This window comes from Maribacter huludaoensis (assembly GCF_029350945.1).
Lineage (GTDB): Bacteria > Bacteroidota > Bacteroidia > Flavobacteriales > Flavobacteriaceae > Maribacter > Maribacter huludaoensis.
Window position 1 is genome coordinate 453,930 of the sequence record NZ_JARKMS010000002.1, and the last position, 25,785, is coordinate 479,714.

At 35.4% G+C, this 25,785-nt stretch carries 24 protein-coding genes; 13 read left to right on the top strand and 11 right to left on the bottom strand.

Annotation, left to right across the window (positions count from 1 at the left end; translation table 11 throughout):
* Positions 1–161 precede the first annotated feature (161 nt).
* Positions 162–692, top strand: coding sequence for an RNA methyltransferase (locus tag PXC01_RS06995; protein ID WP_276471595.1), 531 nt, complete (start codon positions 162–164; stop codon positions 690–692).
* Between the two features lie 118 nt (positions 693–810).
* Here the strand turns inward: PXC01_RS06995 and folK are convergent, their stop codons facing one another.
* The gene (gene folK, locus PXC01_RS07000; protein ID WP_276471596.1) at positions 811–1,953 is read right to left on the bottom strand and encodes a 2-amino-4-hydroxy-6-hydroxymethyldihydropteridine diphosphokinase; all 1,143 of its coding nucleotides are present in this window, start codon (positions 1,951–1,953) and stop codon (positions 811–813) included.
* 71 nt (positions 1,954–2,024) lie between these two features.
* Here folK and sppA point away from each other — a divergent pair, with 71 nt between their 5' ends.
* The 3 genes from sppA to PXC01_RS07015 are packed head-to-tail and all read left to right on the top strand — an operon-like array spanning position 2,025 to position 7,280.
* Positions 2,025–3,785, top strand: a complete 1,761-nt coding sequence (sppA, locus tag PXC01_RS07005) for a signal peptide peptidase SppA (RefSeq protein ID WP_276471597.1) — start codon at positions 2,025–2,027, stop codon at positions 3,783–3,785.
* A 3-nt stretch (positions 3,786–3,788) separates the two neighbouring features.
* Positions 3,789–4,505, top strand: a complete 717-nt coding sequence (locus tag PXC01_RS07010; RefSeq protein WP_276471598.1) for a queuosine precursor transporter — start codon at positions 3,789–3,791, stop codon at positions 4,503–4,505.
* 33 nt (positions 4,506–4,538) lie between these two features.
* On the top strand, positions 4,539–7,280 hold the full coding sequence (locus PXC01_RS07015; RefSeq protein ID WP_276471599.1) for an AsmA-like C-terminal region-containing protein: 2,742 nt from the start codon (positions 4,539–4,541) through the stop codon (positions 7,278–7,280).
* On the opposite strand, the gene PXC01_RS07020 is transcribed toward PXC01_RS07015, so the two are convergent.
* A complete protein-coding gene (locus tag PXC01_RS07020; protein WP_276471600.1) occupies positions 7,273–8,067 on the bottom strand; it encodes a DUF2797 domain-containing protein in 795 nt (264 codons plus the stop codon). The genes PXC01_RS07015 and PXC01_RS07020 overlap by 8 nt on opposite strands.
* A 79-nt stretch (positions 8,068–8,146) precedes the next feature.
* Here PXC01_RS07020 and PXC01_RS07025 point away from each other — a divergent pair, with 79 nt between their 5' ends.
* Both PXC01_RS07025 and PXC01_RS07030 read left to right on the top strand, forming a co-directional pair.
* A complete protein-coding gene (locus PXC01_RS07025) occupies positions 8,147–9,661 on the top strand; it encodes a GH3 auxin-responsive promoter family protein (protein ID WP_276471601.1) in 1,515 nt (504 codons plus the stop codon).
* A gap of 254 nt (positions 9,662–9,915) precedes the next feature.
* Positions 9,916–10,473, top strand: a complete 558-nt coding sequence (locus PXC01_RS07030; RefSeq protein ID WP_276471602.1) for a hypothetical protein — start codon at positions 9,916–9,918, stop codon at positions 10,471–10,473.
* Positions 10,474–10,553: 80 nt separating this feature from the next.
* On the opposite strand, the gene clpX is transcribed toward PXC01_RS07030, so the two are convergent.
* The 6 genes from clpX to PXC01_RS07060 all read right to left on the bottom strand — a co-directional run bounded on the left by clpX (position 10,554) and on the right by PXC01_RS07060 (position 15,930).
* Positions 10,554–11,789 (bottom strand): ATP-dependent Clp protease ATP-binding subunit ClpX, encoded by a 1,236-nt coding sequence (clpX, locus tag PXC01_RS07035; RefSeq protein WP_276471603.1) that lies wholly within the window; start codon positions 11,787–11,789, stop codon positions 10,554–10,556.
* 88 nt (positions 11,790–11,877) lie between these two features.
* Positions 11,878–12,558 carry an ATP-dependent Clp endopeptidase proteolytic subunit ClpP gene (gene clpP, locus PXC01_RS07040; protein WP_036151998.1) on the bottom strand — a complete coding sequence of 227 codons (681 nt, stop codon included), beginning with the start codon at positions 12,556–12,558 and terminating at the stop codon, positions 11,878–11,880.
* 88 nt (positions 12,559–12,646) lie between these two features.
* A complete protein-coding gene (gene tig, locus PXC01_RS07045) occupies positions 12,647–13,969 on the bottom strand; it encodes a trigger factor (RefSeq protein WP_276471604.1) in 1,323 nt (440 codons plus the stop codon).
* Positions 13,970–14,069: 100 nt separating this feature from the next.
* Positions 14,070–14,417: a phage holin family protein gene (locus PXC01_RS07050; protein WP_276471605.1), complete on the bottom strand. Its 348-nt coding sequence runs from the start codon at positions 14,415–14,417 to the stop codon at positions 14,070–14,072.
* A 26-nt stretch (positions 14,418–14,443) separates the two neighbouring features.
* Entirely contained in the window at positions 14,444–15,220 is a 777-nt protein-coding gene (locus PXC01_RS07055; RefSeq protein ID WP_276471606.1) for an alpha/beta fold hydrolase, read from the bottom strand.
* Complete coding sequence (locus tag PXC01_RS07060; protein ID WP_276471607.1) at positions 15,217–15,930, bottom strand: pyridoxine 5'-phosphate synthase; 714 nt, start codon at positions 15,928–15,930, stop codon at positions 15,217–15,219. Before PXC01_RS07060 ends, PXC01_RS07055 begins: the two co-directional genes overlap by 4 nt.
* 92 nt (positions 15,931–16,022) lie before the next feature.
* Here PXC01_RS07060 and PXC01_RS07065 point away from each other — a divergent pair, with 92 nt between their 5' ends.
* From PXC01_RS07065 to PXC01_RS07095, 7 genes are all read left to right on the top strand, one after another.
* On the top strand, positions 16,023–16,679 hold the full coding sequence (locus tag PXC01_RS07065; protein WP_276471608.1) for a CBS domain-containing protein: 657 nt from the start codon (positions 16,023–16,025) through the stop codon (positions 16,677–16,679).
* A gap of 1 nt (position 16,680) precedes the next feature.
* Positions 16,681–17,562: an NAD kinase gene (locus PXC01_RS07070; protein WP_276471609.1), complete on the top strand. Its 882-nt coding sequence runs from the start codon at positions 16,681–16,683 to the stop codon at positions 17,560–17,562.
* 112 nt (positions 17,563–17,674) lie between these two features.
* A complete protein-coding gene (porG, locus tag PXC01_RS07075) occupies positions 17,675–18,361 on the top strand; it encodes a type IX secretion system protein PorG (protein WP_276471610.1) in 687 nt (228 codons plus the stop codon).
* 8 nt (positions 18,362–18,369) lie between these two features.
* Positions 18,370–19,110 (top strand): isoprenyl transferase, encoded by a 741-nt coding sequence (locus PXC01_RS07080; RefSeq protein ID WP_276471611.1) that lies wholly within the window; start codon positions 18,370–18,372, stop codon positions 19,108–19,110.
* Positions 19,111–19,114: 4 nt separating this feature from the next.
* The gene (locus PXC01_RS07085; RefSeq protein WP_276472121.1) at positions 19,115–21,712 is read left to right on the top strand and encodes a BamA/OMP85 family outer membrane protein; all 2,598 of its coding nucleotides are present in this window, start codon (positions 19,115–19,117) and stop codon (positions 21,710–21,712) included.
* A 103-nt stretch (positions 21,713–21,815) separates the two neighbouring features.
* Positions 21,816–22,670 carry an OmpH/Skp family outer membrane protein gene (locus PXC01_RS07090; RefSeq protein WP_276471612.1) on the top strand — a complete coding sequence of 285 codons (855 nt, stop codon included), beginning with the start codon at positions 21,816–21,818 and terminating at the stop codon, positions 22,668–22,670.
* Between the two features lie 52 nt (positions 22,671–22,722).
* Entirely contained in the window at positions 22,723–23,232 is a 510-nt protein-coding gene (locus tag PXC01_RS07095) for an OmpH/Skp family outer membrane protein (protein ID WP_276471613.1), read from the top strand.
* A gap of 47 nt (positions 23,233–23,279) precedes the next feature.
* Here PXC01_RS07095 and PXC01_RS07100 read toward each other — a convergent pair whose 3' ends face one another.
* The 3 genes from PXC01_RS07100 to PXC01_RS07110 are packed head-to-tail and all read right to left on the bottom strand — an operon-like array spanning position 23,280 to position 25,732.
* Positions 23,280–24,134, bottom strand: a complete 855-nt coding sequence (locus tag PXC01_RS07100; protein ID WP_276471614.1) for a glycosyltransferase family 2 protein — start codon at positions 24,132–24,134, stop codon at positions 23,280–23,282.
* Between the two features lie 15 nt (positions 24,135–24,149).
* Entirely contained in the window at positions 24,150–24,671 is a 522-nt protein-coding gene (locus tag PXC01_RS07105; protein WP_276471615.1) for a class I SAM-dependent methyltransferase, read from the bottom strand.
* Between the two features lie 2 nt (positions 24,672–24,673).
* Entirely contained in the window at positions 24,674–25,732 is a 1,059-nt protein-coding gene (locus PXC01_RS07110) for a 3-oxoacyl-ACP synthase III family protein (protein ID WP_276471616.1), read from the bottom strand.
* Positions 25,733–25,785 lie beyond the last annotated feature (53 nt).

Genomic DNA, 25,785 nt, shown 5'->3' on the forward strand with positions numbered 1-25,785 from the left:
GAGTTACCTTTTTTGTCTTGCTTTTATCCGCCACTTTATCTTTTATCTCATTAATTTTGCTCCTTCACGAAAGTATGGTTTAATCTTTTGAAATTTAATTATTGTTGATATTTCAGGATAAGTTTATATCCATTTATACCAATGAAACTGAATTGTAACGTATGAGGAAATTAAGAAATGACGAGCTGGATAGGATTGATGTTGAGGCGTACAAACTAGCTGGAAAATCTCCTATAATAATCGTTCTTGATAATATAAGGAGCTTAAATAATATAGGTTCTGTCTTTAGAACTGCCGATGCCTTTTTGATCGAAAAAATATACTTGTGCGGTATTACCGCTAAACCGCCGCATAAGGATATTCACAAAACTGCTTTAGGTGCTACGGATAGTGTAGACTGGGAGCATGTTGAAGATACCGTTACATTGGTTGATAAGTTAAGAAAAGATGGATGCCATATTGTTTCTGTAGAACAGGCAGAAAAGGCAACGCAATTAAATGACTATGCACCTGCGAAAAATAAAAAGCAGGTGCTCATTTTTGGGAATGAGGTAAAGGGCGTTGCCCAGAATGTAGTTTCCGCCAGTGATGAGGTTTTGGAAATTCCCCAGTTCGGCACTAAGCATTCTTTGAATATTTCTGTAAGTGTAGGTGTTGTTGTTTGGGATTGCTGGAGTAAATTAAATGCATAAAAAAACCTGGTCTTGGACCAGGTTTTTTAGTATAGTTTGAGTTAGTTAGTTGCACGTATGCCTTCACAATAAAAGATTTTCTTTTCATTTACGCAAGAATTTAACCAATTTATAATGGTTATAAGTTGGCTAGGGCAAAGTCTTCTATCTTCGTTAAAATAGCCTGATAATCATCTTGGTTTTTTACAAAATCTAGTTCGCTAACATCTATAATGAGCTGGTTTTCTTTAGGATATGTCTTTAGAAAGTCAAAATATCCGCGGTTGATCTTTTCTAGATATGCTAGTTCAATATTCTGTTCATAATCCCTGCCGCGTAGTTTTATTTGTTGTAATAATCTTTCCGTGGTTTGGTACAGGTAAACGTAAACTTTAGGCTTTTTAACCTCTTTGTACATAAAATTAAACACCCTTCTGTAAAGATCAAATTCATTTTGTTGTAGCGTTACCTTTGCAAAAATCAGCGACTTAAAAATGTCATAGTCGCTCACCATAAAACTTTTGAATAAATCTAATTGACTGGTGTCTTCCGTAAATTGTTGGTAACGATCTGCTAGAAAAGACATTTCTAACGGGAATGCATATCTGGCTTGGTCTTGGTAAAAATTTGGCAAGAACGGGTTTTCGGCAAACCGCTCTAATATTAATTTAGCATTGAAGTCTTCTGAAATTTTTGTGGCCAATGTAGTTTTTCCCGCGCCAATGTTACCCTCTATGGCAAGGTACTGTATACTGGCAAAAAATGTGTGTCTGTTCTTAAAAAGTCTTTTTATTTGCTTTGTTATAGTGCTTTTGTCCTTACATTCCTGTAATAAATTTCTGGTGTCTTTATTGAAAATAGGATGGTAAAATTGCGGAGTAATGTCGGCAAGTGGTTTCAGGATAAATTTTCTGTCCTGCAATTTTGGGTGTGGAACCGTTAAGTTCTTTGTGTTGATAATTTCTTTCTCGTAATAGATAATGTCAATGTCCAAAGTTCTGCTTTGGTAACTGCCACTTTCGTTTCTTTCCCTACCAAATTCAGTTTCTATACTTAATAATTTTGCTAATAATTCTTCGGCGGTCAGTAATGTCTGTAGTTCTAAACAGGCATTCAAAAAATCTTCGCCCTCAAAACCCCAGGACGGAGTTTCATAAACAGCGGAAACCTGCCTGATTTCACCGGCAATTTTGCCGATTTGGAAAATGGCTTTTTGCAATAACAGTCGACGATTGCCTAAATTACTGCCAATAGATAAAAATGCTGTTTTGTATACTCCCATAATATTAGGGCAAAATAACTAAAACATATTCACATTAGTTATCTTTGTTAAGTATTAAAATAAAGATTTAAATGAATTTTTTAAGAAATTTTCTTGCTTCTATATTGGGGTGCCTGTTTGCATTTGGGATCATGTTTGTAATGTTTTTAATTTTTGTAAGCTTGGTCAGTAGCGGTGAAGACACTGTTACCGTTAAGGACAACTCTATTCTGGAATTGCAATTGCAGAGACAGATTTCAGATTATACAGGTAACAATGAATTGGATCCATTTGCTGGTATTTTTAATGAGTCTCAAGGGTTAGATGAAATAATACAAGCAATTGAGGTTGCTAAAAATGACGATCGCATAAAGGGTATCAGTATCAACAATAATTTTATCATGGCCGGGTTGGCGCAAACTCAGGCTATTAGAAGGTCATTAGAAGATTTTAAAGCTGAAGGTAAATTCATTTATGCCTATGCGGATTTTTTTATGCAGCGAGATTATTATTTGGCAAGTGTGGCAGATTCAATTTTTATTAATCCCGTAGGGGTTTTGGACTTTAAGGGTTTGTCCACAGAAGTACTTTATTATAAAGAACTTCAAGAGAAATCTGGAATTAAGATGGAGGTTATTCGTCATGGAAAATATAAAAGTGCCGTTGAACCATATTTAGAGAACAACATGAGTGAAGCCAATAGAAGCCAATTAACTTCTTTATTGCAATCTCTTTGGAATTCTATGATTGTAGATATTTCAAAAACACGTTCTATTTCTGAATCTGATCTAAATGTCATTGCAGATACCTTAGGAGGAAGAACTCCTGCATATGCTAAGCGATCAGGTTTAATTGATGATGTAGTTTTTTATGATGAGTACGAAGGTAAACTGGCAAATGCGCTAATGCTTAAAAAGGATGAGGATATCAATTATAGCAAATTAGATGACTATGTAAAGTATTCGAATAAAAAGAAATTGAAATCAGGAGATGATAAAATTGCTATTGTATTTGCACAAGGTGAAATATTGTACGGTGAGGGCGGACCAAATATAATTGGGCAAGGTATTATTAACGAAGCACTTATAAAAGCTCGTGAAGATGACAATGTAAAGGCCATTGTTTTGCGTGTAAATTCACCCGGTGGTAGTGCCTTGACCTCAGATATTATTTGGAGAGAGGTAGAGCTTGCCAAAAAAGTGAAACCCGTAATTGTTTCTATGGGTAATGTTGCGGCATCCGGTGGGTATTACATTGCGGCCGGCGCCAATAAGATCTTTGCCGAGCCTACTACAATAACGGGGTCGATCGGTGTATTTGGAACTGTGCCGAATATGACGGAACTGGCAGATAATGTTGGTATTAATGCAGAGCAGGTGGGTACAAATAAAAATGCTGTGGAGTATTCGCTTTTTGAGCCTATGCAGGAAAGCTTTAAAAATCAGGTTCAAGAAAGTATTGAAGAAACATACCGTACATTTTTACAAAGAGTATCAGAAGGTAGAAATATGACTATGGCACAAGTTGATAGTGTTGCCCAAGGTAGGGTTTGGAGCGGTACTGAAGCCTTGCAGGTTGGTTTAGTAGATGAACTTGGTAATTTAGATGATGCTATTGATGCTGCAGCGGAGATGGCCGAACTTAGTTCTTATGGTATCAAGAAATTTCCAAAATACAAAAGCGGATTTGAACGCTTTATGGAAGATTTGGAAGGAGCAAGTATGCTAGTAAAGCAGAACTTGTTAAAAGATGAAATAGGGGATGATGCTTATAAAGTGCTTAAAGAGCTACAATCTTTTAAAGAGCAAAAAGGTATACAGGCAAGAATGCCGTTTGCATTAGATATTAAGTAATATATGACCTTAAAGGATAGAAAACTAGCACAGCGTATATATCTGTATTTGGGGGCTTTGTTCATCACTTCTCTAGTGGTTTCCAACCTTATATTTCAAAAATTTTTTTATTGGAATCCCTTCGGGGATTTCACTCTTTATGGGGTTTCGCTTTTTGAAGTTTCCGTAGGTATTTTACCTTACCCTATAACCTTTCTTATTACTGATCTAATATCGGAGATATACGGTAGAAAAATGGCGAACCAGATTGTTACCGCCGGTATATTTGCTTCTTTCTTTTCTATGGGTATTATTTTGTTGGCAGAAGTAGCACCTGCAATTCCTTCTTCACCTATAAATGATGAAACTTTTACACAGGTTTTTGCCCTATCACCAATTGCGGTTTTGGCTTCGATGATCGCTTATTTGTTAGCGCAATACGTTGATGTGGCCATATATCATTTTTGGAAAAGGTTGACCAAAGGGAAGTATTTATGGATACGTAACAATTTTTCAACATTTCTATCACAATTTCTTGATACGTTTACCGTTGTGGGGTTGTTATGTGTCTTCAAAGTACTACCGTGGGATCTTTTTTTCGGTCTTGTTGTCAGCGGATTTATTTTTAAGATTTTTATAGCATTTCTAGACACCCCTTTTCTCTATTTCTTCGTATATATTATGAGAAAGCGTTTTAATCTGAAGCCAAATGAAGAATTGGATTTAGATGTTTTAGAATAAGAACTTTAAAGAAAAACAGTATAAAATTATACTATGGGTAAGAAAATATTAAAAATTGTAGGGGTATTATTAGTGTTGATTATTGTTGTTTTAATTGCAGCTCCTTTCTTTCTGGAAGCAAAAATAGGAGAGATTATAAAAAATAATGTCAACCAGAATGTAAATGCCACTTTAGATTTTTCAGAGGCTAATTTAAGTTTGGTCAGTAGTTTTCCCAATGCAGAAGTAGATTTTAAAGATGTTGTTTTATTGAATAAGGCTCCTTTTGAAGGCGATACCTTGTTTAAGGCCAAGAATTTGGATTTAACAATGGGTATTATGCAATTGTTTAAAAGCGAGGGTGATGCCATAGCAATTAATAATATAAATTTAGATGGTGCATTTATTAATGTAGTGGTAGATAAAGAAGAGAATGCAAACTATGACATAGCTTTGGCGTCTGACACTTCTGCTACGGTAGAAGAGGAGACTAGTACTACAGATGGTTTCAACTTAGATTTGCAGTCGTATGAAATTAGGAATACAAGAATTTATTATACAGATAATTCAACGGGTATAGTATTTAAATTAGATGATTTTCAACATAAAGGTACCGGGGATCTGTCATTGGCAAGTTCTGAGCTAGATACGCATACAGATGCTTTGATTTCTTTGGAGATGGATAGTGTTAACTATTTAAACAAGAACACCATAAAGTTAGATGCGCTTATAGGTATTGATTTAAATGAAAATAAATATTCTTTCTTAAAGAATGAGGCGTTGATCAATCAATTACCATTGGTCTTTGACGGTTTTATTAAATTGAACGAGAACAGTCAAGAAATTGATTTAACGTTTAAAACGCCATCTTCGGATTTTAAAAACTTTTTAGGGTTGATACCAGAGGTGTATTCTAAAAATATAGAGAATGTTACTACTACAGGTGATTTTGCCGTTAATGGTAATTTTAACGGTGTTGTTGATGAGACACATATTCCCAAATTTCATATTGACCTAATGTCAAATAATGCATCATTTAAGTATCCTGATCTACCAAAGGCTGTACGTAACGTGTTTTTTGATATTCAATTAAATAATAAAACGGGAATTGCCGAAGATACTTATGTTGATGTAAACAAGGCTTCTTTTATGATCGATGAAGATAAGTTCAATCTTACCTCGCACATAACGGAATTAATGGGCAATACTAAGGTTAAAGCGCATGTTGATGGGGATATGAATTTGGCCAATATTTCAAAAGCTTACCCAGTGCCGGCAGAGTATGATTTAAGAGGTATGTTGAAGGCCGATATTTCCACTGCTTTTGACATGCAGTCCGTAGAGAAAGAGCAGTATGACAAAACAAATACGATTGGAGATTTAAGCTTGACTGATTTTGAGTACAATTCTGATGAGCTTGCAAATCCTGTAAAATTTAAAGCGGCACGTTTAACTTTTAACCCTAAAACGGTTACTTTAAATAATTTAAACGGTACTACGGGTACAACGGATTTTGATGCAACCGGTACAATTAATAATCTGTTAGGGTTTATGTTCAACGATGAAAAAGTTGAAGGGAACTTTAATCTAAAATCTAACTCTTTTGCTATAAGCGATTTTATGGTTGCCGAAGCTGAGGTCCCTTCGTCTGCGGGCAAGGGTAGTACATCTGATGAAGGAACCGTTGTAGAAGAAAAAATCAAAATACCTTCTTTCTTAGACGCTACAATCAATGCAGATGCCAAAAAGGTAATTTATGATGATATTGTTTTAAGTGATGTCAAGGGAGTTTTAAAAATTAAAGATGAAACTGCTACGCTCAATAACATGACAGCCGGTATGTTTGGTGGTAAAGTTGCTTTTAATGGTGATGTGTCTACTAAAAATGAGACTCCCACTTTTAATATGAAGTTAGATTTGAACCAACTAGGTATTCAAGAAACTTTTGCTTCAGTAGATTTGTTCCAAAGTATTGCGCCAATAGCTAAAATGTTGAATGGTAAATTAACTTCGGATATTTCTTTGTCCGGTAATTTGACCGATGATCTAATGCCAAATTTATTATCATTAACAGGTGAGTTGTTTGCAGATCTAATGACTGAAGAAGTAAATACCGAAGAGGCACCTGTATTAAATTCTTTGGTTTCTAACTTAAACTTTATAGATTTAAAACAATTGAATTTAAAAGATTTGAAGACTTCATTGTCATTTAAAGATGGAATTGTGGTGGTGAAACCTTTTACCCTAAACTATAAGGACATTGCAATTAATGTAGATGGAAGCCATTCATTTGACCAAAAATTAGATTATAAGGCTACCTTACAGGTACCTGCAAAATATTTAGGTTCGGATATTACCAAATTGATTGCAAAAATTGATGACCCTTCGCTCAATGACCTTACGATACCTGTTGTTGCAAATATTGGCGGACTTTATAATAGTCCCAAAGTGTCTACGGATATGACCACCGGTGTAAAGCAATTAACTACGAAGTTGATAGAAGTTGAAAAACAAAAGTTGATAACTAAGGGTACGGATAAGGCCAAAGACCTTATAGGTGGTTTGATCAGTGGAGATAAAACTTCTACAGATTCTACCGGTCAAAAATCCACTAGTACTAAAACAGCGGCAAAAGATATTCTAGGGGGTATATTGTCAACTAAGAAAGATACCGCAAATGCTAACACGGTAAAGAAAGATTCTACACCTGTTAAAACGGAAGAAGCTGTAAAAGAAAAAGCGAAAGATATCTTAGGTGGCTTATTCGGTAAAAAGAAAAAAGACAGTACTAACTAATTGTTAACCCTACATAATAACCTTCGCTACCTCTTACATTGAATACGGTGTTATCTTCAAAGATGAGATATTGGCCTTTAATTCCCTTTAACTTGCCTTCAAAATTAGGTGTTTTGGTCAAATTAAGGCTTTTTACTTTAGTGGGGTATTGCAATACAGGAAACTGCATTTCTGTTTCTGAGTTAGATTCTAAGAAATAGGGTATTGCCTCTTCTGGTATATACTGCTTTAATTTATCTCGCCATTCTTGAAGATTTTCGTCCACTACGTTATTGGTAAGCATAGTGCGCCAATTCGTTTTGTCACCAACATAGTCTTTTAGCGCAACTTCTGTAATACCGGCTAAATACCTATTCGGTACCTCTACAATTTCTATCGCTTCATGAGCACCTTGGTCAATCCAGCGTGTAGGTATTTGCCCTTTTCTAGTAACCCCTACTTTTACATTGCTTGAGTTGGCCAAGTAAACAATATGAGGTTGTAACTGTACTTTTTTCTCATAAGCCAAATCTCTGTCCTCTTGGTCTAAATGCGCTTTGCTAAGTTCTGGTCTCATAATCCAATCTCCTGCAGATGGTATTTCAAAAAAGCAAGTACGGCAAAATCCTTGTCTGTAAATAGGTCGGTCATTACCGCAGTTCAGGCATTGGTGTTTTATGAATTCTATTTTTAGTGTTCTGTCCAAAACTTGGTTTACGTTTAAAAAGTCGGATTCGAACAACATATAATATTGAATAGGACTTCCAATTTCTGTCTGCATTTTTTTTAGTACACCTTCGTATTGCATGTAAATTTGGCTTATTGAATTATCTATTTGAAAATGATAGTGAGATACGCTACTTTTAACAATACAAAGATACCTATAAATGCCAATAACCTTATTTAATTCAATAGCCTCATGGTTACTGAAGAAACGATATCATCAGATAGAACTTTTTTTGAAATATCCTAATGAGGTTCAAGAAGAGGTTTTATTGCAGTTGCTTGAATTTGCAGAAGATACAGAGGTTGGTAGAGCTTACGATTTTGAATCTATTGAATCTTATAGAATCTTCAGGGAGCGACTGCCTATTGTGTCGTATGAAGAGGTGCAGCCTATTATAGAACGCACTAGAAAAGGTGAGCAGAATTTATTTTGGCCTACCAAGGTAAAGTTGTTCGCCAAAAGTAGTGGTACTACAGATGCCAAAAGCAAATTTATACCTGTTAGTGCAGAGGCGTTAGAAGACTGTCATTATAAATCAAGTAAAGATTTGTTATGTCTTTATTTGAACAACAATGAAAATTCCCAATTATTTACGGGTAAGAGTTTGCGCCTAGGGGGTAGTAAAGAGCTTTATGAAGATAATGGTTCTTTATTTGGTGACTTGTCCGCTATTTTAATAGACAACATGCCCTTGTGGGCAGAGTATAGTAGTACGCCAAGTAATAAGGTGTCCTTAATGAGCGAGTGGGAGAGTAAGCTAATGGCTATCATTCACGAAAGCGTTCAAGAGAATGTAACCAGTTTGGCGGGCGTGCCTAGTTGGATGCTGGTTTTAATGAATAAGGTATTGGAAGAAACCGGTAAAGAAAATCTATTTCAAGTTTGGGAAAACTTGGAGGTATATTTTCACGGTGGGGTAAATTTTAATCCTTACAAAGAGCAGTATAAAAAGATATTGCCAAAGAGAAATTTCAGATATTATGAAATCTATAATGCTTCTGAAGGCTTCTTCGCTATTCAGGATAGAAACGGAGCAGATGATTTATTGTTGATGCTGGACTACGGAATTTTCTATGAATTTATTCCAATGGATGTTTATGGTTCTTTTGACGAAGAGGCAATACCCTTGTGGGAAATTGAATTAGGTAAAAATTATGCCATAGTAATTACCACCAATTCAGGATTATGGCGCTATAAAATTGGGGATACGGTACGTTTTACTTCTAAAAATCCGTATAGAATAAAGGTTACCGGTCGTACCAAGCACCATATTAATGTATTTGGTGAAGAATTAATTATTGAGAATGCCGAAGAAGCATTAAAAATAGCCTGTGCAAAAACCGAGGCTGAGATAATGGATTATACGGCAGGTCCTGTTTTTATGGTAGGAAAAGAAAAAGGAGCCCATGAATGGGTTATGGAGTTTAGAACTTTGCCTAAAGATTTTGATGCTTTTATAGAGATATTTGACAATGCTTTAAAATCGCTTAATTCTGACTATGAAGCAAAAAGATTAAATAACATTACCCTTACTGCACCAAAAGTTCACAAGGCGCGCAAAAACTTATTTTATGACTGGTTAAAGAAAAATGATAAGCTTGGCGGGCAACATAAGATTCCAAGACTTTCTAATAAAAGAGACTATTTAGAAGAACTTTTGCGAATGAATAAATAATGTGCTCCATTCACACTAGATTTTGACCTAATCACAACAAAGTTTTATATTTTTTCAATACTTAATTTACATTTGTCTTCTAAAATGTAGTTAATAGATTACGCGTTTGTTGTAGTTAATTTCTGGGATAGTTTTTCCTATAAATTGGACTACAACGATAATTTTAAGCGTGTAAACAATTAAATGGGTGTTAATGGAGTTATTATTCCAACTTGCTTAAGTAAAACTTAACCAAAACTATAAATACTATTATTATGGCAGAGAGATTAGTGATTGTTTCCGATATGTGGGGTGCTAAGAAAGGACTATGGATTACATCGTACTTAGGGTATCTTCAACAATATTTTGATATTACTTTTTATGATAGTCAACAACTTGCCAATTTAGATATACTTATACAGACCGAAGAGAACGTGCATAATGCTTTTTTAGAAGGAGGCATTGACACTGCGGTATCTCATTTACTTAAAAAAGAAACGGAGCCTTGTTACTATCTAGCTTTTAGTACTGGTGCTAGTATTGTTTGGGAAGCTGCTAAGAAAGGTTTGCCGGTTAAATCTTTATATGGCGTTTCTCCTACTAGAATACGTAAGAAGAACGATAGGCCAAATATTCCTTTTCAATTGGTTTACGGTGCTAACGATGCATTTAGACCAAGTGAAGAATGGGCTGATAAACTAGGTATTGAAATGGAGGTTTTACCAAATTACGGTCATACACTATATACCGATGAGAAAATTATACAAAAGGTTTGTATGGACTTGCTCCAAGAAGTTACTAAAATTACGCCACAGGTGAAGAAAGTGGTTTGAAAAAATATATGATTATAAAGCATAAAAAAAGCGAAGATTTAAATCTTCGCTTTTTTTTATATCTAAGAATAATTGAAATTTTAAGAAACCGCTTTTAGTTTTTTAATGGTATCGTGAGATAACATTTCTTCGGCATAGGGCTTTGTTACTTTAAAATTACTATCTCCTGAACTTGGCATTTCAAACATTGCATCTGTAAAAATAGCTTCACAAAGAGATCTTAAACCTCTAGCTCCAAGTTTATATTCAATGGCTTTATCTACTATATAGTCTAAAGCTTGGTCTGTTATGGTAAATTTAATATCGTCCATAGCAAACAGCTTTTCATATTGCTTGATAATAGCATTTTTTGGTTCGGTCAAAATAGCTCTTAACGTTTTTTTATCTAAAGGATTCATATGTGTAAGAACAGGAAGCCTTCCAATAATTTCTGGTATAAGTCCAAAATCTTTTAAATCTTTAGGTATGATGTATTGCAATAAGTTGCTATCATCTAAGAAGCTGTCAGATTTAGAAGCGCTATAGCCTACCGCTTGCATATTTAAACGCTTTGTTATTGCACGCTCAATACCGTCAAAAGCTCCACCGGCTATAAATAGAATATTTTCTGTATTTACTTCAATGAATTTTTGATCGGGATGCTTTCTTCCTCCTTTAGGTGGAACGTTTACCGAAGTACCTTCCAATAACTTTAAAAGTCCTTGTTGTACTCCCTCTCCAGAAACATCTCTTGTAATTGAAGGATTGTCGCTCTTGCGGGCAATTTTATCGATTTCATCAATAAAAACGATACCTCTTTCCGCTTTTTCCAAATTGTAGTCCGCAGCTTGCAAAAGGCGGGTCAATATACTTTCTACATCTTCGCCTACGTAACCAGCCTCGGTAAGTACGGTTGCGTCAACAATTGCCAATGGTACATTAAGTAATTTTGCAATGGTTTTGGCCATTAAAGTCTTACCTGTACCGGTTTGACCGACCATTATTATGTTACTTTTTTGAATTTCCACATCATCTTCTTGAGAAGATGGTTGTAGTAATCTTTTGTAGTGATTGTAAACTGCAACGGACATTACCTTTTTGGTGCGCTCTTGTCCTATGATAAAAGTGTCTAAAAATTCCTTTATTTCCTGCGGTTTTTTCAGAACAAGTTCAGAAGAAAGATCGTTGGTCTTTGTCTGTTTTGACTCTTCTGCAACAATGCCATGGGCTTGTTCTATACAACGGTCGCAGATGTGTGCGTCTAGACCGGCGATCAACAAGTTTGTTTCAGGCTTTTTTCTACCGCAAAATGAACATTCTAAATTTTCCTTTGCCATTATCTATCTTCTCTATTCTATTCCTTAACGATCAAAAATCGTTTTTGGTTTAAATGTCATTAAATTATTTGATTCAATCAGTCCGAAATTATTTTTTCTCCCTTACCAATATTTCATCAATCATACCGTATTTTAAAGCTTCATCAGCTTTCATCCAGTAATCACGGTCACTATCATCACGTACTTTTTCAATATCAGTACCTGAGTGTTCAGCAATAATTTGGTAAAGTTCGTCTTTCAGTTTCAAAATCTCTCTAGCTGTAATTTCAATATCACTAGCTTGACCTTGTGCGCCACCAAGTGGTTGGTGAATCATAACACGAGAGTGTTGCAAGCCACTACGTTTACCTTTTTCACCTGCGCATAATAGTACAGCGCCCATAGAAGCGGCCATACCTGTACAGATAGTAGCAACATCAGGAGTAATAAATTGCATGGTGTCATAAATGCCTAAACCTGCATATACACTGCCGCCTGGTGAATTGATGTAAATTTGTATGTCTTTTTTAGCATCAACACTTGCTAAAAACAATAATTGTGCTTGTATAATGTTGGCTACTTGGTCGTTAATGCCAGTACCCATAAAAATGATGCGGTCCATCATTAAACGCGAATAAACGTCCATTGCAACTATGTTCATAGAGCGCTCTTCAATAATATTGGGCGTCATGTTCGTTGGGTACATGCTGCTCATAATAGAATCGTAATAAGTGCTGCTAATACCTTGGTCGTTTATAGCGAAATTCTTGAATTCTTTTCCGTAATCCATAAATTGTATGTCTATATTTTAGAGTAAAAAAAGGTGCCGAAAATTTCATTTCCGGCACCGTAAAGATACTTAATTTATTGTTTGGAATTTATCCGTAAACTTCTTTCACGAAATTTTCATAGGTAACTTCCTTTGTCTTAAGGTTCGCTTTTTCCTTGTAAAGATTCAATAGTTTCTGACTCATCAATTGTTCCGACAGTCTTTTTACTTCATCTTGGTTGCCAAGAACCCTAGCGGCTATAGAATCTAACTCTTCCTCTTTAGGGTCAAGTTGGCCAAATTGTGCCATTTGAGAACGAATAAATCCTTTGGAAAATTCTTTCAACTCATCAAATTGAACTTGAAGGTCATTGTCACGAATTATTTTACCTTCAATAAGTTGGTAACGTAATCCTTTTTCAGATTTGGCATATTCTTCAACAGCTTGCTCTTCTGACAATGGCTCTTCACCGGTCATTTGAATCCACTTTGTCAAGAAACCGGTTGGTAATTCAAATTTTGTATTTTCAATAAAATACTCGGTAACGTCATTTAATAACTTTTGATCGGACTGCTGCTCAAATTGTTTTTCTGAATCTTCTTTGATACGCTCTTTTAATTCCTTTTCAGATTTTACGCTGTCAGGGCCAAATAGCTTATCAAATAATTCTTGGTTTAGCTCAGCTGCTTCTCTTTCGTTAATTTCAGTAATGGTAAACGTAACTTCGGTATCAAGAGATTCTGCTTTTTGCTTATCAATACCCAAAGCGCTAGATAGCATGTGGTCTTCATTGAAAAGACCTTTGGTCTTTAAAGTAACAACATCACCAACTTTTTTGCCTTTTAAAGCGTCTAAAGCTTTTTTGCTTTTCAACTTGCTGGTCTCGATCATTGTTGTGCTGTCGATCTCTTCGGCTTCATTGGTAAAAGTTCCGCTTACTTCATCGTTCTTGCTAACAACATCTTTGCTTACAAGTTTACCGTATTGTTTTTGAATACGTTCTACTTGCTCATCGATCATTTTCTTGTCTGCAACAATTTTGTATTGAGTAATTGCTTTTTTAGTTTTTAAAGAAACTTCAAAATCAGGAGCTAAACCTAATTCAAACTCAAAAGCCAATTCATCTTGGTCCCAATCAAAATTATCTTGTTGTTTTGGTAACGGGTTACCTAAAACGTCCAACTTTTCTTCGGTCAGGTATTTGTTAAGATTGTCTTGTAACAATTTATTTACTTCGTCTACCAATACGGCCTTGCCATATTGCTTTTTGATAAGGCCCATAGGAACTTGGCCTTTTCTAAAACCAGGAATATTAGCTTGCTTCTTATAATCCTTTAAAATGGTGTCTACCTTATCTTGGTAATCTTCTTTCGTGATAGCAACTTTAACTACTGCATTTAAATCGTCTATCTGCTCTTTCGTAATATTCATTCCTTAATATCTATTTGCATGTGTAAAATGGGATGCAAAAATACTATATTTTGCAAAGTCCACCAATTTTTTAAAGTATTGAATTTCAAATCACAAGCAACTATGACTTGTCATCTTTTAACAGTGTAAAAAAGATTGATTGCAAAAATGAGAGCAAGAGGCTAAAAATCAATGCCCACCAAATGTTGCCGACCGCAAACCCATCAATAAGTTTGTCTGCCAATAATATGATTATAGCGTTAATGATCAATAGAAAAAGACCGAAGGTAATTACGGTTACGGGTAGCGTTAAAATCACCAAAATAGGTTTTACCAGCAAGTTTAAAATACTTAAAACAACTGCAACGATTACCGCGGTAATAAAGCCGTCTACAGAAACATTTGGCAAAACGTTGGCTAAAATGATTACGGCTACTGCGCTTAATAGAATTCTCAAAATTAATTTCATGGCTTATCGTATTATATGGTTATATTTTATTCTTGGTTTAAAAAGGTAATTGTTTTTTCAAAGAATTGTTTGGGATTTTCTGCATGTAACCAGTGTCCTGCATTTTCAATAGTTTCAACGGTTGCTTTAGGGAAATGACGATGTATAATTTCAAAATCGTTATTGGCAACATATTCAGATTTATCTCCTCTTAAAAATAAGGTCTGCCCATTAAAGCTATCCGTGCTATTGATGTTGTCGCCAATTTCCTCCATCTTATTGCTCAGTACTTTTAAATTAAATTTAAAGCAAAGTTTTTTGTCTTCGTTTCTTTGAAGATTTTTCAATAGAAATTGTCTGATGCCCGGGTTGGAAAGATGTTTTTTTAACTGTTCATCGGCATCTTTTCTTGATTTTAAATTGGTGGTATCTATAGCGTTTAAACCGTTAATTATTTCTTGATGATGTGGTGGGTAATACTTTGGTGCTATATCCGCAATGATTAATTTATTTACTCGCTCTGGGTAAGTGCATGCAAATTGCATTGCAGTCTTGCCACCCATAGAATGACCAATTAAGGCGGTATTTTCTATGTTGTGTTCGTCTAAATAATTTAGAAAATCATTTGCAAGTATGTCGTAATCAAAATCTGGCGAATGAAAACTTTTACCATGATTTCTTTGGTCGATCAAATGTACGCAAAACCCATTTTCTGCATACAATGTGCCAAGTGTTTTCCAATTGTCCAGCATGCCTAAAAACCCGTGTAGTATGCACAGTGGTTTTCCTTCTCCTAAAATTACCGAATGTAATATCTGTTTCATTTTAACCTATGTAAGTACATGTTTACTACGTTGTCCAAGCCTAAATACAGTGCTTCGCTTATAAGAGCGTGGCCAATAGATACTTCTAGTAAGTTAGGAATATTTTTGGCAAAATATTGAATATTGTTCAGGCTAAGGTCATGACCTGCGTTAATGCCCAGGCCTAGTTCGTTGACACGTATGGCGGCTTCAATGAATGGTTTTATAGCTTCTTCTTTATTGTTATCGTAATCTGTTGCGTAACTTTCTGTGTATAATTCTATTCTATCTGTGCCAACCGCTTTTGCGCCCTCTATCATTTTTGGGTCTGGATCAACAAAGATCGAAGTGCGAATACCTGCATCTTTAAAGGTTTTGATAACGTCGGTCAAAAATGCTTTGTTTTTAACCGTGTCCCAGCCAGCATTAGAAGTAATGGCGTCTACAGCATCGGGTACTAGTGTAACCTGTTCTGGTTTTACCTCTAAAACCAATTCAATGAATTTAGGAACCGGATTGCCTTCGATATTGAATTCTGTAGTTACGGTTTTTTTTAAATCTCTGGCGTCTTGGTATCTAATATGGCGTTCGTCCGGTCTGGGATGAATGGTGATGCCTTGGGCTCCAAAACTTTCTAAATCTTTAGAGACCTTAAGTAAATCTGGAACATTGCCGCCACGGGCATTTCTAAGAGTTGCAATTTTGTTTACGTTAACGCTAAGTTTTGTCATTATGTCTTATTTACCTTTTAAGAGTATCAAAAATACAAATAAGGCACGCCTTTTGATATTATTAATTGTTATTTTGCGTTATATAAAGGTCTATGAATATTCAAGAACATATCATTACGAATTTACCGGTATTCGATATTAACGATACCGTTGAGAAACTCTTGCAGTTTTTTCATGATACAACGTATTCACATATTGCTATTCTGGAAGACGGGAGGTTCTTGGGCCTTTTTTCTGAAATAGATGCCGATGGATTATTAGCTGATGCTAAAATTGATGAATTCAGGTATGAGCTGCAAAACTTTTTTGCCCGTAGAGATACCAATTGGTTAGATGTGTTAGAGGTTTTTGCTAGAAACGAGGCCAATTTGCTTCCTGTTCTTAATGAAAAACAAGAGGTAGCCGGTTATTATTGCTTAACACATGTTGTTGCCGAGTTTATTGACACGCCTTTCTTTACCGATCCCGGTAGTATTTTGGTGGTTGCAAAAGGTTTTAAGGATTATTCGTTCAGTGAAATTGCTCAGATAGTAGAAAGTAACAACGCTAAGCTTTATGGTGGTTTCATAACAGACACGCAAAATGACATTATTCAGGTAACCTTGAAAATTACCGCCAATAATTACAATAAAGTGGTGCAGACCTTTAGGCGTTACAATTACCATATTATTTTTGGCAACAGTGATGATGAGTTTTTAGAGGACCTAAAAAATAGATCGGATTACTTGGATAAATACCTTAATGTATAATATGAAAGTAGCAGTTTACGGTCAAACTTATCAAGATAATGCCATTGAATATCTCGTAGAGCTTTTAGATGAGTTACAAACGGTTTCTGCGGTTGTTCATATAGAAAAGGAATTCTACGATTTGTATAAATCCAAGGGTAATGCGCAAGACTTTCCTGTATTTACAATGACAGAAGGTTTAAATGCTTCTTTTGACATGTTCGTTAGTTTTGGAGGTGACGGTACTATATTAAGAGCTACTACTTTTGTAAAAGACCTTGGTATTCCTATTGTAGGTGTCAATACAGGGAGGCTAGGTTTTCTTTCTACCTTTAAAAAAGAAGATGTTAGAAAAGTTGTTCAAGAATTCAAGCAAGGCGCATATACGGTAGTAGAACGTAGTTTGGTTCAGTTGAATACTGAAAAATTGGATGCCGAGTTTGGTGATTTAAATTTTGCATTGAACGAAATTACCGTAAGTAGAAAAGAAACTACTTCTATGATAACGGTCGAGACCTATTTAAATAATGAGTATTTGACATCTTATTGGGCAGACGGTTTAATTATTTCTACCCCAACGGGATCTACTGGGTATTCTTTAAGTTGTGGTGGTCCTGTAATAGTGCCTACAGCTAAATCTTTGGTGTTGACCCCAATTGCTCCACATAATTTAAATGCGCGGCCTTTGGTCATTTCAGATGATACCGTAATACGTTTAAAAGTGTCCGGTAGGGAAGAAAACCACTTGGTTTCTTTAGATTCAAGAATAGCTTCATTAGAAAATGGGGAGGAGATTACTATTAGTAAAGCTCCTTACACAATAAAAATGATAGAATATACTTCAGAAAGTTTTTTAAAGACCTTAAGGAATAAGCTTCTATGGGGCGAGGATAGGCGAAATTGACCAAACATTTAAACAATAATTGTCCTTAATCGCTGTTTATCTTTTGAGAACTTAAACTTATTGCATTTTCAGTATTAATTATTAAATCTGCAATAATCGTAAAATTTATTTTATGCGTTATATAACGTTGTTAATATTACTTTTTTCATTGTCAGGTTTGCATGCGCAGACTTATGAGGTGGGTATTTTTGCAGGTGGTGCCAATACAATTAGTGATGTTGGTAGAACAGATTATTTGCTGCCTTCTAATATTGCTTTTGGCGGCTTGTTTAAATGGAATATCAGTAAAAGATATGCATGGCGTGGTAGTTTAACCTATGGTAAGTTTACTGCAGATGATACTAAATCTAGTTCCACGGCAAGACAGCAAAGAGGTTATGTAATAGATAACTCGATCTTTGAGGGTTCTGTAGGTTTGGAATTTAATTTCGTAGAATATAATTTACATAAACTTGGGCCTGCTTTTACACCTTATTTATATACTGGACTTACCTATTTTAGGTATGATTATCAGTATTTTAATGGTGGTGTATTACAGGATATAAACCAAAAAGAAGGAAGTTTTGCTGTGCCAATGACCATAGGTTTTAAGTATCGTATCAATCAGTTTCTTATTTTTGGGGGCGAAATTGGTGCTAGGTACACTTTTACGGATAACTTGGATGGTAGTAACCCTGAAGGTTCTAACTTTGAAGAATTCCAATTTGGTAATATATTTAGTGATGACTGGTATGTGTTTTCTGGTTTAACTTTAACCTACACTTTTGGAAGGAAACCTTGTATGGATTGTTTTGAGTAAATTATACGATGAGTGATATAAACGATATAGATAAACTAAATGTTCCTAAGCATCTTGCTATCATTATGGATGGTAATGGTAGATGGGCAAAAGAACGTGGTAAACTAAGAGTTTTTGGTCACGAACATGGGGTAAAAACCGTTAGAATTGTTGTGGAACAATGTGTTCAGCTAAAAGTTGAATATCTTACCTTGTATACATTTTCTACAGAAAATTGGAACAGGCCAAAGATAGAAGTGCAGACGCTTATGCGCTTATTGGTGTCTTCATTAAAGAAAGAACTTAAAACTTTTAACAAAAATAATGTACGCCTAAATACTATAGGCAACATAGATGCACTACCTGCAAAAGCTTATAAAGAGTTGGTAGAGGTTATGGATCAAACCAAACAAAATACAGGCATGACGTTGACTTTGGCGTTAAGCTATGGAGCTCGTGAAGAGTTGCAATCTATGGTGAAAGAGATAAGTACCAAAGTTAAAAATAATATAATTTCAGTTGAAAACATTGACCAAGAAATTATAAATAACCATCTTTACACGCATGATTTGCCAGACGTAGACTTGCTAATCCGTACTAGTGGAGAACATCGGATCAGCAATTTTTTATTATGGCAAATAGCGTATGCAGAGTTATATTTTATTGATGTATATTGGCCTGATTTTAGAGAGCATCATTTAGTTGAGGCCATAAAAAATTACCAGAACAGAGAACGAAGATTTGGAAAAACAAGCGAACAACTCACTTAAAGATATGGCCAGGTTCATATCATTGAACCACTTTTTAACTACCCTTTTATTTTTGATCACTTTTATTGCCGCCGCACAGGATCCTTCCTATGAGGATGGTAAAAGTTATATTTTAGGAGGTTTAGATGTTACGGGACTGCAAAGTTATAATGAGCAAACCGTAAAAACGTATACCGGTCTAAGGGTTGGTCAGCCTATAACATTGCCCGGGGAGCAGATTAGTGAAGTCATTAAAAAATTATGGGGTCTAGAGCTTTTTAGCGAGATAGATATCTTTATAACCAATATAGAAGAGAACACGGTCTTTTTGGAATTGAACATAATTGAGCGTCCAACCTTATCCAATGTTAAGTTTTACGGAGTTAAAAAAGGGAAAGTTGAAGGTTTAGTTAAGGATACAGATCTTAAAAAAGGAAAGAAAATTACCGAAAGTTTAATCTCTAACTCTAAAAATTATATTGCCAATAAGTATAAAAAACAAGGCTATCTAAATGCCGATGTTACTATTGCCACTTCTAAAGATACGCTTGATACTAACACCCGTAACATGGTTGTAAATGTTAATAAAGGTGATAAAGTAAAAATTAGAGATATCATATTTGAAGGTAACGAACAGTTGTCAGACAAAAAGTTACGTAAAGCCTTAAAGAACACTAAAAAGAAGAAATTAGGTCGTTTCTGGAAAAAGTCAAAATATATTGAAGAGGATTACGAGGAGGACCTAGGTCTGTTAATAGATAAGTTTGCTGAAAATGGATACCGTGATGCACGTGTATTATCAGACTCTATTATAAAGGTCGATGAAAATAATATTGATTTAAAGATAAAAGTTGAAGAGGGAGATAAGTATTACTTTGGTAATATTGATTTTGTTGGTAATACAGTGTATACCGATCGTCAATTAAATCAAGTCTTAGGTATTAAAAAGGGTGATACCTATAACGGTGTTTTGTTACGTGAAAGAATAGCGGACAATTCTAAGCCTGATCCAAGTGATGTTACCAGTTTATATCAAAATAATGGATACTTGTTTTCTACCATTAACCCTGTTGAGATATCAGCTGCAAATGACACTATTGATTTTGAAATTAGGATTATAGAAGGTAAAGAGACTTTCTTGGATCATGTTACCGTTTCCGGTAACGATAAAACCAATGATCACGTAATCTATCGTGAGCTACGTACTAGACCTGGTCAAAAGTATAACAAGGCCGATATTATCAGAACCATTCGTGAATTAGGTCAACTTGGCTTTTTTGATGCAGAACAGATAACACCAGATGTATTGAACGCAAACCCTAATGAAGGAACTGTGGATTTGGCATGGAATTTAGTTGAGTCTGGTTCTAGTCAAATAGAGTTGCAAGGTGGTTATGGTGGCGGTGGTTTCATCGGTACTTTAGGTCTATCGTTTAGTAACTTCTCTATTCAGAACTTGTTTAAGGGTGAAAAATATAAGCCTGTGCCAATGGGAGACGGTCAAACCTTTGCATTACGTTTGCAGGCCAGTCAAACTTACCGGGTTTATAGCTTAAATTTTGCAGAGCCATGGTTAGGAGGTAAAAAGCCGGTACGTTTCAATTTAAGTATGTCCAGAACGCAACAATTTGCAGCTTCTTTTGATAATAGCGGTGATATTGATGTAAGAAAAGATCAACAGTTTTCTATTACAGGTATAACTGCAGGTCTGGCAAAACGTGTACAATGGCCAGATGATTTCTTTACCATTTCTCACTCCCTTAGTTACCAGTTGTATGATTTCAGAAATTATAATATAGGTCTTTTTAACTTTGGTGACGGTAGGGCAAATTCATTGGCGTATACTTTTGGTATTTCTAGGAATGCTACACAAGGTGGTCGTATATTCCCAAGAGGTGGCTCTAACTTTGAAATAAGTGCTAAGTTTACTCCGCCATGGTCATTGTTCAGTGATAAGGATTATAGATCATTGCAAAATCAGGCAAATGAAATTGAGGATATTGCAACGGCCAATAGAACTAGTGCCGAACAGTCAAAGCTTGAAGAAATTGATCAAGAGCGCTTTAGATGGTTAGAGTATTATAAAGTGAAGTTCAAAGGTGATTGGTATACTACTCTTGTTGATAAACTAGTATTACGTAGTAACGCCGAATTTGGCTTTTTAGGGAACTATAACAGTGCTGTTGGTGATGTGCCTTTTGAAAGATTTTACGTTGGTGGAGATGGTTTAGGTAATTTTACGCTTGATGGTAGAGATGTAGTACAGCTAAGAGGTTATGAAAACCAAGCAATTACTCCTTACTCCGATGATGGGTCTGTAGATGGGGCATTGATTTATAATAAATTCTCATTAGAGTTAAGATATCCATTAACATTAAAGCCTTCTGCGTCTATTTATGGACTTGCATTTTTAGAAGGTGGTAATTCTTTCAACAATTTTCAGAACTTTAATCCGTTTGAATTAAAACGATCGGCCGGTGTGGGGCTGCGAATCTTTATGCCAGCATTTGGTTTGTTGGGTATTGATTTTGGTTATGGGTTCGATGAGGATCTTAGACCACAGTCTATAGGACAAGGACCTAGCGGATGGCAAACTCACTTCATTATTGGTCAACAGTTTTAATTTTCATTGAATTATTATACTCGTGCTTTATGCTAATCCTTTAATTATGATAGATTTAGTAATTTTGGCACGATATTTTCTATAGGATTAAACGACATTAACAATGAGTACAAAAACAAGAGTTCTATTTATAGTTTCGGTCATCTTCATGACTGTTCAGGGTTTTGCCCAAAGAGGGGTAAGAATGGCATATGTAGATATGGATTACATATTACAGAATGTAGATGAGTATAGAGAAGCTACGCAGCAATTAGAAACTAAAGTACAACGTTGGAAGGTTGAAGTGGAGCAGAAGCAAAGTGTGGTAGAGCAGATGAAGAAAGATTTGATGGCGGAGAAAGTACTGTTAACTCCAGAACTTATAGCGGAGCGCGAAGAGGAGATTCAAATTTTGGAACGTGAGATGATCGAATACCAACAAGATCGTTTTGGACCACAAGGAGATTTAGTGTTGCAAAAAAGAAGGTTGATACAGCCTATACAAGATCAAGTGTTCAATGAGGTTCAGAAAATTGGCACGAATAAAAAGTATGATTTTATTTTTGATAAATCTGCGGATGTTGTAATGTTGTATTCCGAAAAAAGACACGATATTAGTGATTTGGTGCTAAGAGGTATTGCTAGAACAAGAAAAATTAGTAAACCCACCAAAAAGTCGGATGATCGTAGTAGATTAGATGATTTTGAAGGTGAAGAGGAAGAAGAAGTGGTAAGCGTGGCTTTACAAGAGCGTTTGGATAAAGCGGCACAAGCTGCTGAGACAAGGGAGAAAAGTGCAGCTGATGCCAAAGCGGAGCAACTAAAGTTGCGCGAGGAAAGAAAGAGGGCTTACGAAGAAAGAAGAAAAAAGTTATTGGAGGAAAGAGAAGCCAAGAGACAGGAAAAGTTAAAAGACAGAAGCGAAAATAAAAAAGAAGAAAATAGCGATACCGAAAAAGATGATAACGGTACTATTTAAATAGGTCTATAGACCGTAAATTAACACTCAAAATTGAATTAAAATTACACTCATGAAACAAGTAAAACAAATTGTGGTAGCCTTATTGTTGTTCGTAGCAACGACAAGTTTTGTAAATGCCCAAAGTAAAGTAGCTCATATTGATGTTACTCAATTATTATCTGCAATGCCAGAGATGAAAGCTGCAGAAGCAGAGCTTAAAAAGTTACAAGAAACGTACAATGCGGATATCGAAGGTTCAATGACGGAATTGCGTAATAAGTACACACAATACCAAAATGAAGCTGCTACGAAATCTAAAGAAGAAAACGAAAAAAGAGCGGTAGAGTTACAAGGTTACGAGAAGAATATTGGTGAAGCTCAGCAAAGAGCGCAACAAGAATTTCAAAAGAAACAAGCTGAGTTGTTCGCTCCAATTTCTGAAAAAGCTAAAGCGGCAATAGAACAAGTTGCAGCGGCGCAAGGATTTGATTACGTTATCGATGCACAAGCTGGTGGTGGTTTGATCGTTGCGAAAGGAAAAGACCTTTTGGCAGATGTTAAAAAACAATTAGGTTTCTAATAGATACCTCATATTATAAAAAAAAGCCATCTATCAGATGGCTTTTTTTATGCAATTATTTTTCTCTTGATATTCGTCCATCGTAGGTTTCTTATAAATTTACCCTCTTCTTTTGTAACTAAATATGCCCTGCCGTTCAATAAGGCCTGTGTATAACCAAGCATATTGTTCCAAAAAGACTTTATGGATTTATTTTTCATCGCCATTTTTAAGGAAGCTATACATGTAATTGCAAATCCATATCGCATAGCATACATTGCCTTTCCTTGTAGTTTTTTTGCTCTTGCGTTATATCCTTTTCCAGTAGGTCTTAAATGCTTTACATGAAGGTTTTCTTCGGTATATATAGAAAAGCCATGAAACCTTGCTAAGAGCTCATCTACAGTATCCCATCCCATTGCGTTCTTCAGTCCTCCTATGGCTTTAAAACAAGCTTTAGAATAGGCTTTAATGGCTCCTCGTACATGGTCTTTATCCATTGGGTGGTTCAGCATCCATTCTCCAGCATTATTTTGCTCATAAATGAATCCGCCACAAATACCTAAATTCTTATTTTGTTGATAATGCGAACATATTACTTTAAAATAATTAGAAGGTAAAATAACATCTGCATCTAGTTTTACGATAACATCATAATGGTCATCTAATAACTCTAATCCCTTATTAAACGCATTAATGACTTTGCTGCCCGGCATGTGTTGTGTAGACGAAGTTGTGTTCAGCTTTTGAAACAGACTGTTTGTTGTACAGTAGTAGTTTATGATGTTTTCAGTGTCGTCTGTAGAATTATCATTAACTAGAACAACTTTTTTAGGGGCTAATGTCTGTTGTAAAATAGAGTCTAGAGTACTTTTTAGAAAAGCCTCTTCATTGTGTATAGGAATAACTATGTAGTAATCCATTTTAAATGTGGTCTCTTATTTTCTGGTCGCGTAAACAATATAATATCTAGGGGTAAATAATCTTAAAATTGGTCTAAAGCCAATTTGCTTTACGGGATTTGTCCATTTCATTGAATCTTGTATCTCCCAACCAGCTTTCTCCAGAAGCCAATTAAATTGCCAATCTTCAAATTCATGATAGTGCCTATCCCACTTATCGGTTTTGCTTCTGTAAGCGGGCGAAAACCAAAGTTTCAATGGAATACTTGCTACAAGCTTTTTAGATTTTGTGTTGGATAAAAGGTGAAGCGGAGCTAATAGATGTTCAAATATTTCAAATGCCGTTATTACTTCTGCGTCCGTAGTTGTTACGGCACTAAAATCAAAATCCAAATCTTCTCCGTTGGTATTGGTTACTTGGTAACCATATTGCCGCATTATTTTTGTAAACGGATTTTCCACTCCTAAATCTAAAATAGACTCATTAGTGTTTATATGTTTACGTAAAAATTGTAATGTATGCTTATAGCGTTTGTTCGGAAAAGTGTTCTCGTACATGATTAGATTCTGTATACCATTGCATTGACGTTCATTCCGGCGCCAACACTAGCAAAGATAACAACATCTCCCTTTTTAACTTCCTGATTTTCCAATTTACCGTCCTTTACTAGGTCAAATAATGTAGGTATGGTTGCAACAGAGCTGTTGCCCAACTTGGATATACTCATTGGCATAACGCCTTTGGGCATTTCTTTACCATATATTTTGTAGAAGCGTTTTACTATCGCCTCATCCATCTTTTCATTTGCTTGGTGAATAAATATCTTCTTTACTTCATCAATTTTAACGCCACTTTTATCTAGGCATGAAGCCATAGCGGGCGGTACATTGGTAACGGCAAATTCATATATTTTTCTACCGAACATTTTTATGTAATACGCTTTTTTATCGTCCTCTTTGTTATAGGATTTGCCAAAAAACAGAAAGTTTGCTTCGTCGTTCGCAAACGTAGCAGACTCGTGTGCTATAATTTCGCCTCCGTCACTTGATTCTTCTACAATTGCCGCACCTGCGCCATCTGAATAGATCATAGAATCACGATCAAAATCATCTACGATTCTCGATAAGGTTTCGGCACCTATTACCAAACATTTTTTAGCTATGCCACTTTTTATAAACGCGTTGGCCTGGATCATGCCTTCTAGCCAACCTGGGCAGCCAAAAATTAAATCATAAGCAACACATTTAGGATTCTTTATCTGTAATTGATGTTTTACCCTGGTAGCCAGGCTTGGTAAAGTGTCTCCTTGTATATAGCCATCTTTTAGGTCTCCAAAATTATGGGCTACAATAATATAGTCTATAGTCTCTTTATCTACATTAGCATTTTTGATAGCCTTCTCTGCGGCAAAAAAAGCCAAATTAGAAGTCGTATGTTCTTTGGGGGCATATCGCCTTTCCTCAATACCTGTAATGGCCTTAAATTTCTCAATTATAACTTCGTTGTTATGTTTGAAAGAAGTGCCGTCTAAATTTAAAAAATTATGCTTATTAAAATCTTTGTTAGAAATTTTTAAATCAGGAATATAACTTCCTGTTCCTGTAATTGAAATGCTCATTTTTAAATTTTGAATTGTAACCGAAATTTAATCAAATTGTAAAAATATTCTAT

Bases quoted from the DNA above. Each gene is read 5' to 3' on its own strand.
- PXC01_RS06995 (WP_276471595.1), top strand. From the start codon at position 162: ATGAGGAAATTAAGAAATGACGAGCTGGATAGGATTGATGTTGAGGCG.
- folK (WP_276471596.1), bottom strand. From the start codon at position 1,953: ATGGGAGTATACAAAACAGCATTTTTATCTATTGGCAGTAATTTAGGC.
- sppA (WP_276471597.1), top strand. From the start codon at position 2,025: ATGAATTTTTTAAGAAATTTTCTTGCTTCTATATTGGGGTGCCTGTTT.
- PXC01_RS07010 (WP_276471598.1), top strand. From the start codon at position 3,789: ATGACCTTAAAGGATAGAAAACTAGCACAGCGTATATATCTGTATTTG.
- PXC01_RS07015 (WP_276471599.1), top strand. From the start codon at position 4,539: ATGGGTAAGAAAATATTAAAAATTGTAGGGGTATTATTAGTGTTGATT.
- PXC01_RS07020 (WP_276471600.1), bottom strand. From the start codon at position 8,067: ATGCAATACGAAGGTGTACTAAAAAAAATGCAGACAGAAATTGGAAGT.
- PXC01_RS07025 (WP_276471601.1), top strand. From the start codon at position 8,147: ATGCCAATAACCTTATTTAATTCAATAGCCTCATGGTTACTGAAGAAA.
- PXC01_RS07030 (WP_276471602.1), top strand. From the start codon at position 9,916: ATGGCAGAGAGATTAGTGATTGTTTCCGATATGTGGGGTGCTAAGAAA.
- clpX (WP_276471603.1), bottom strand. From the start codon at position 11,789: ATGGCAAAGGAAAATTTAGAATGTTCATTTTGCGGTAGAAAAAAGCCT.
- clpP (WP_036151998.1), bottom strand. From the start codon at position 12,558: ATGGATTACGGAAAAGAATTCAAGAATTTCGCTATAAACGACCAAGGT.
- tig (WP_276471604.1), bottom strand. From the start codon at position 13,969: ATGAATATTACGAAAGAGCAGATAGACGATTTAAATGCAGTAGTTAAA.
- PXC01_RS07050 (WP_276471605.1), bottom strand. From the start codon at position 14,417: ATGAAATTAATTTTGAGAATTCTATTAAGCGCAGTAGCCGTAATCATT.
- PXC01_RS07055 (WP_276471606.1), bottom strand. From the start codon at position 15,220: ATGAAACAGATATTACATTCGGTAATTTTAGGAGAAGGAAAACCACTG.
- PXC01_RS07060 (WP_276471607.1), bottom strand. From the start codon at position 15,930: ATGACAAAACTTAGCGTTAACGTAAACAAAATTGCAACTCTTAGAAAT.
- PXC01_RS07065 (WP_276471608.1), top strand. From the start codon at position 16,023: ATGAATATTCAAGAACATATCATTACGAATTTACCGGTATTCGATATT.
- PXC01_RS07070 (WP_276471609.1), top strand. From the start codon at position 16,681: ATGAAAGTAGCAGTTTACGGTCAAACTTATCAAGATAATGCCATTGAA.
- porG (WP_276471610.1), top strand. From the start codon at position 17,675: ATGCGTTATATAACGTTGTTAATATTACTTTTTTCATTGTCAGGTTTG.
- PXC01_RS07080 (WP_276471611.1), top strand. From the start codon at position 18,370: ATGAGTGATATAAACGATATAGATAAACTAAATGTTCCTAAGCATCTT.
- PXC01_RS07085 (WP_276472121.1), top strand. From the start codon at position 19,115: ATGGCCAGGTTCATATCATTGAACCACTTTTTAACTACCCTTTTATTT.
- PXC01_RS07090 (WP_276471612.1), top strand. From the start codon at position 21,816: ATGAGTACAAAAACAAGAGTTCTATTTATAGTTTCGGTCATCTTCATG.
- PXC01_RS07095 (WP_276471613.1), top strand. From the start codon at position 22,723: ATGAAACAAGTAAAACAAATTGTGGTAGCCTTATTGTTGTTCGTAGCA.
- PXC01_RS07100 (WP_276471614.1), bottom strand. From the start codon at position 24,134: ATGGATTACTACATAGTTATTCCTATACACAATGAAGAGGCTTTTCTA.
- PXC01_RS07105 (WP_276471615.1), bottom strand. From the start codon at position 24,671: ATGTACGAGAACACTTTTCCGAACAAACGCTATAAGCATACATTACAA.
- PXC01_RS07110 (WP_276471616.1), bottom strand. From the start codon at position 25,732: ATGAGCATTTCAATTACAGGAACAGGAAGTTATATTCCTGATTTAAAA.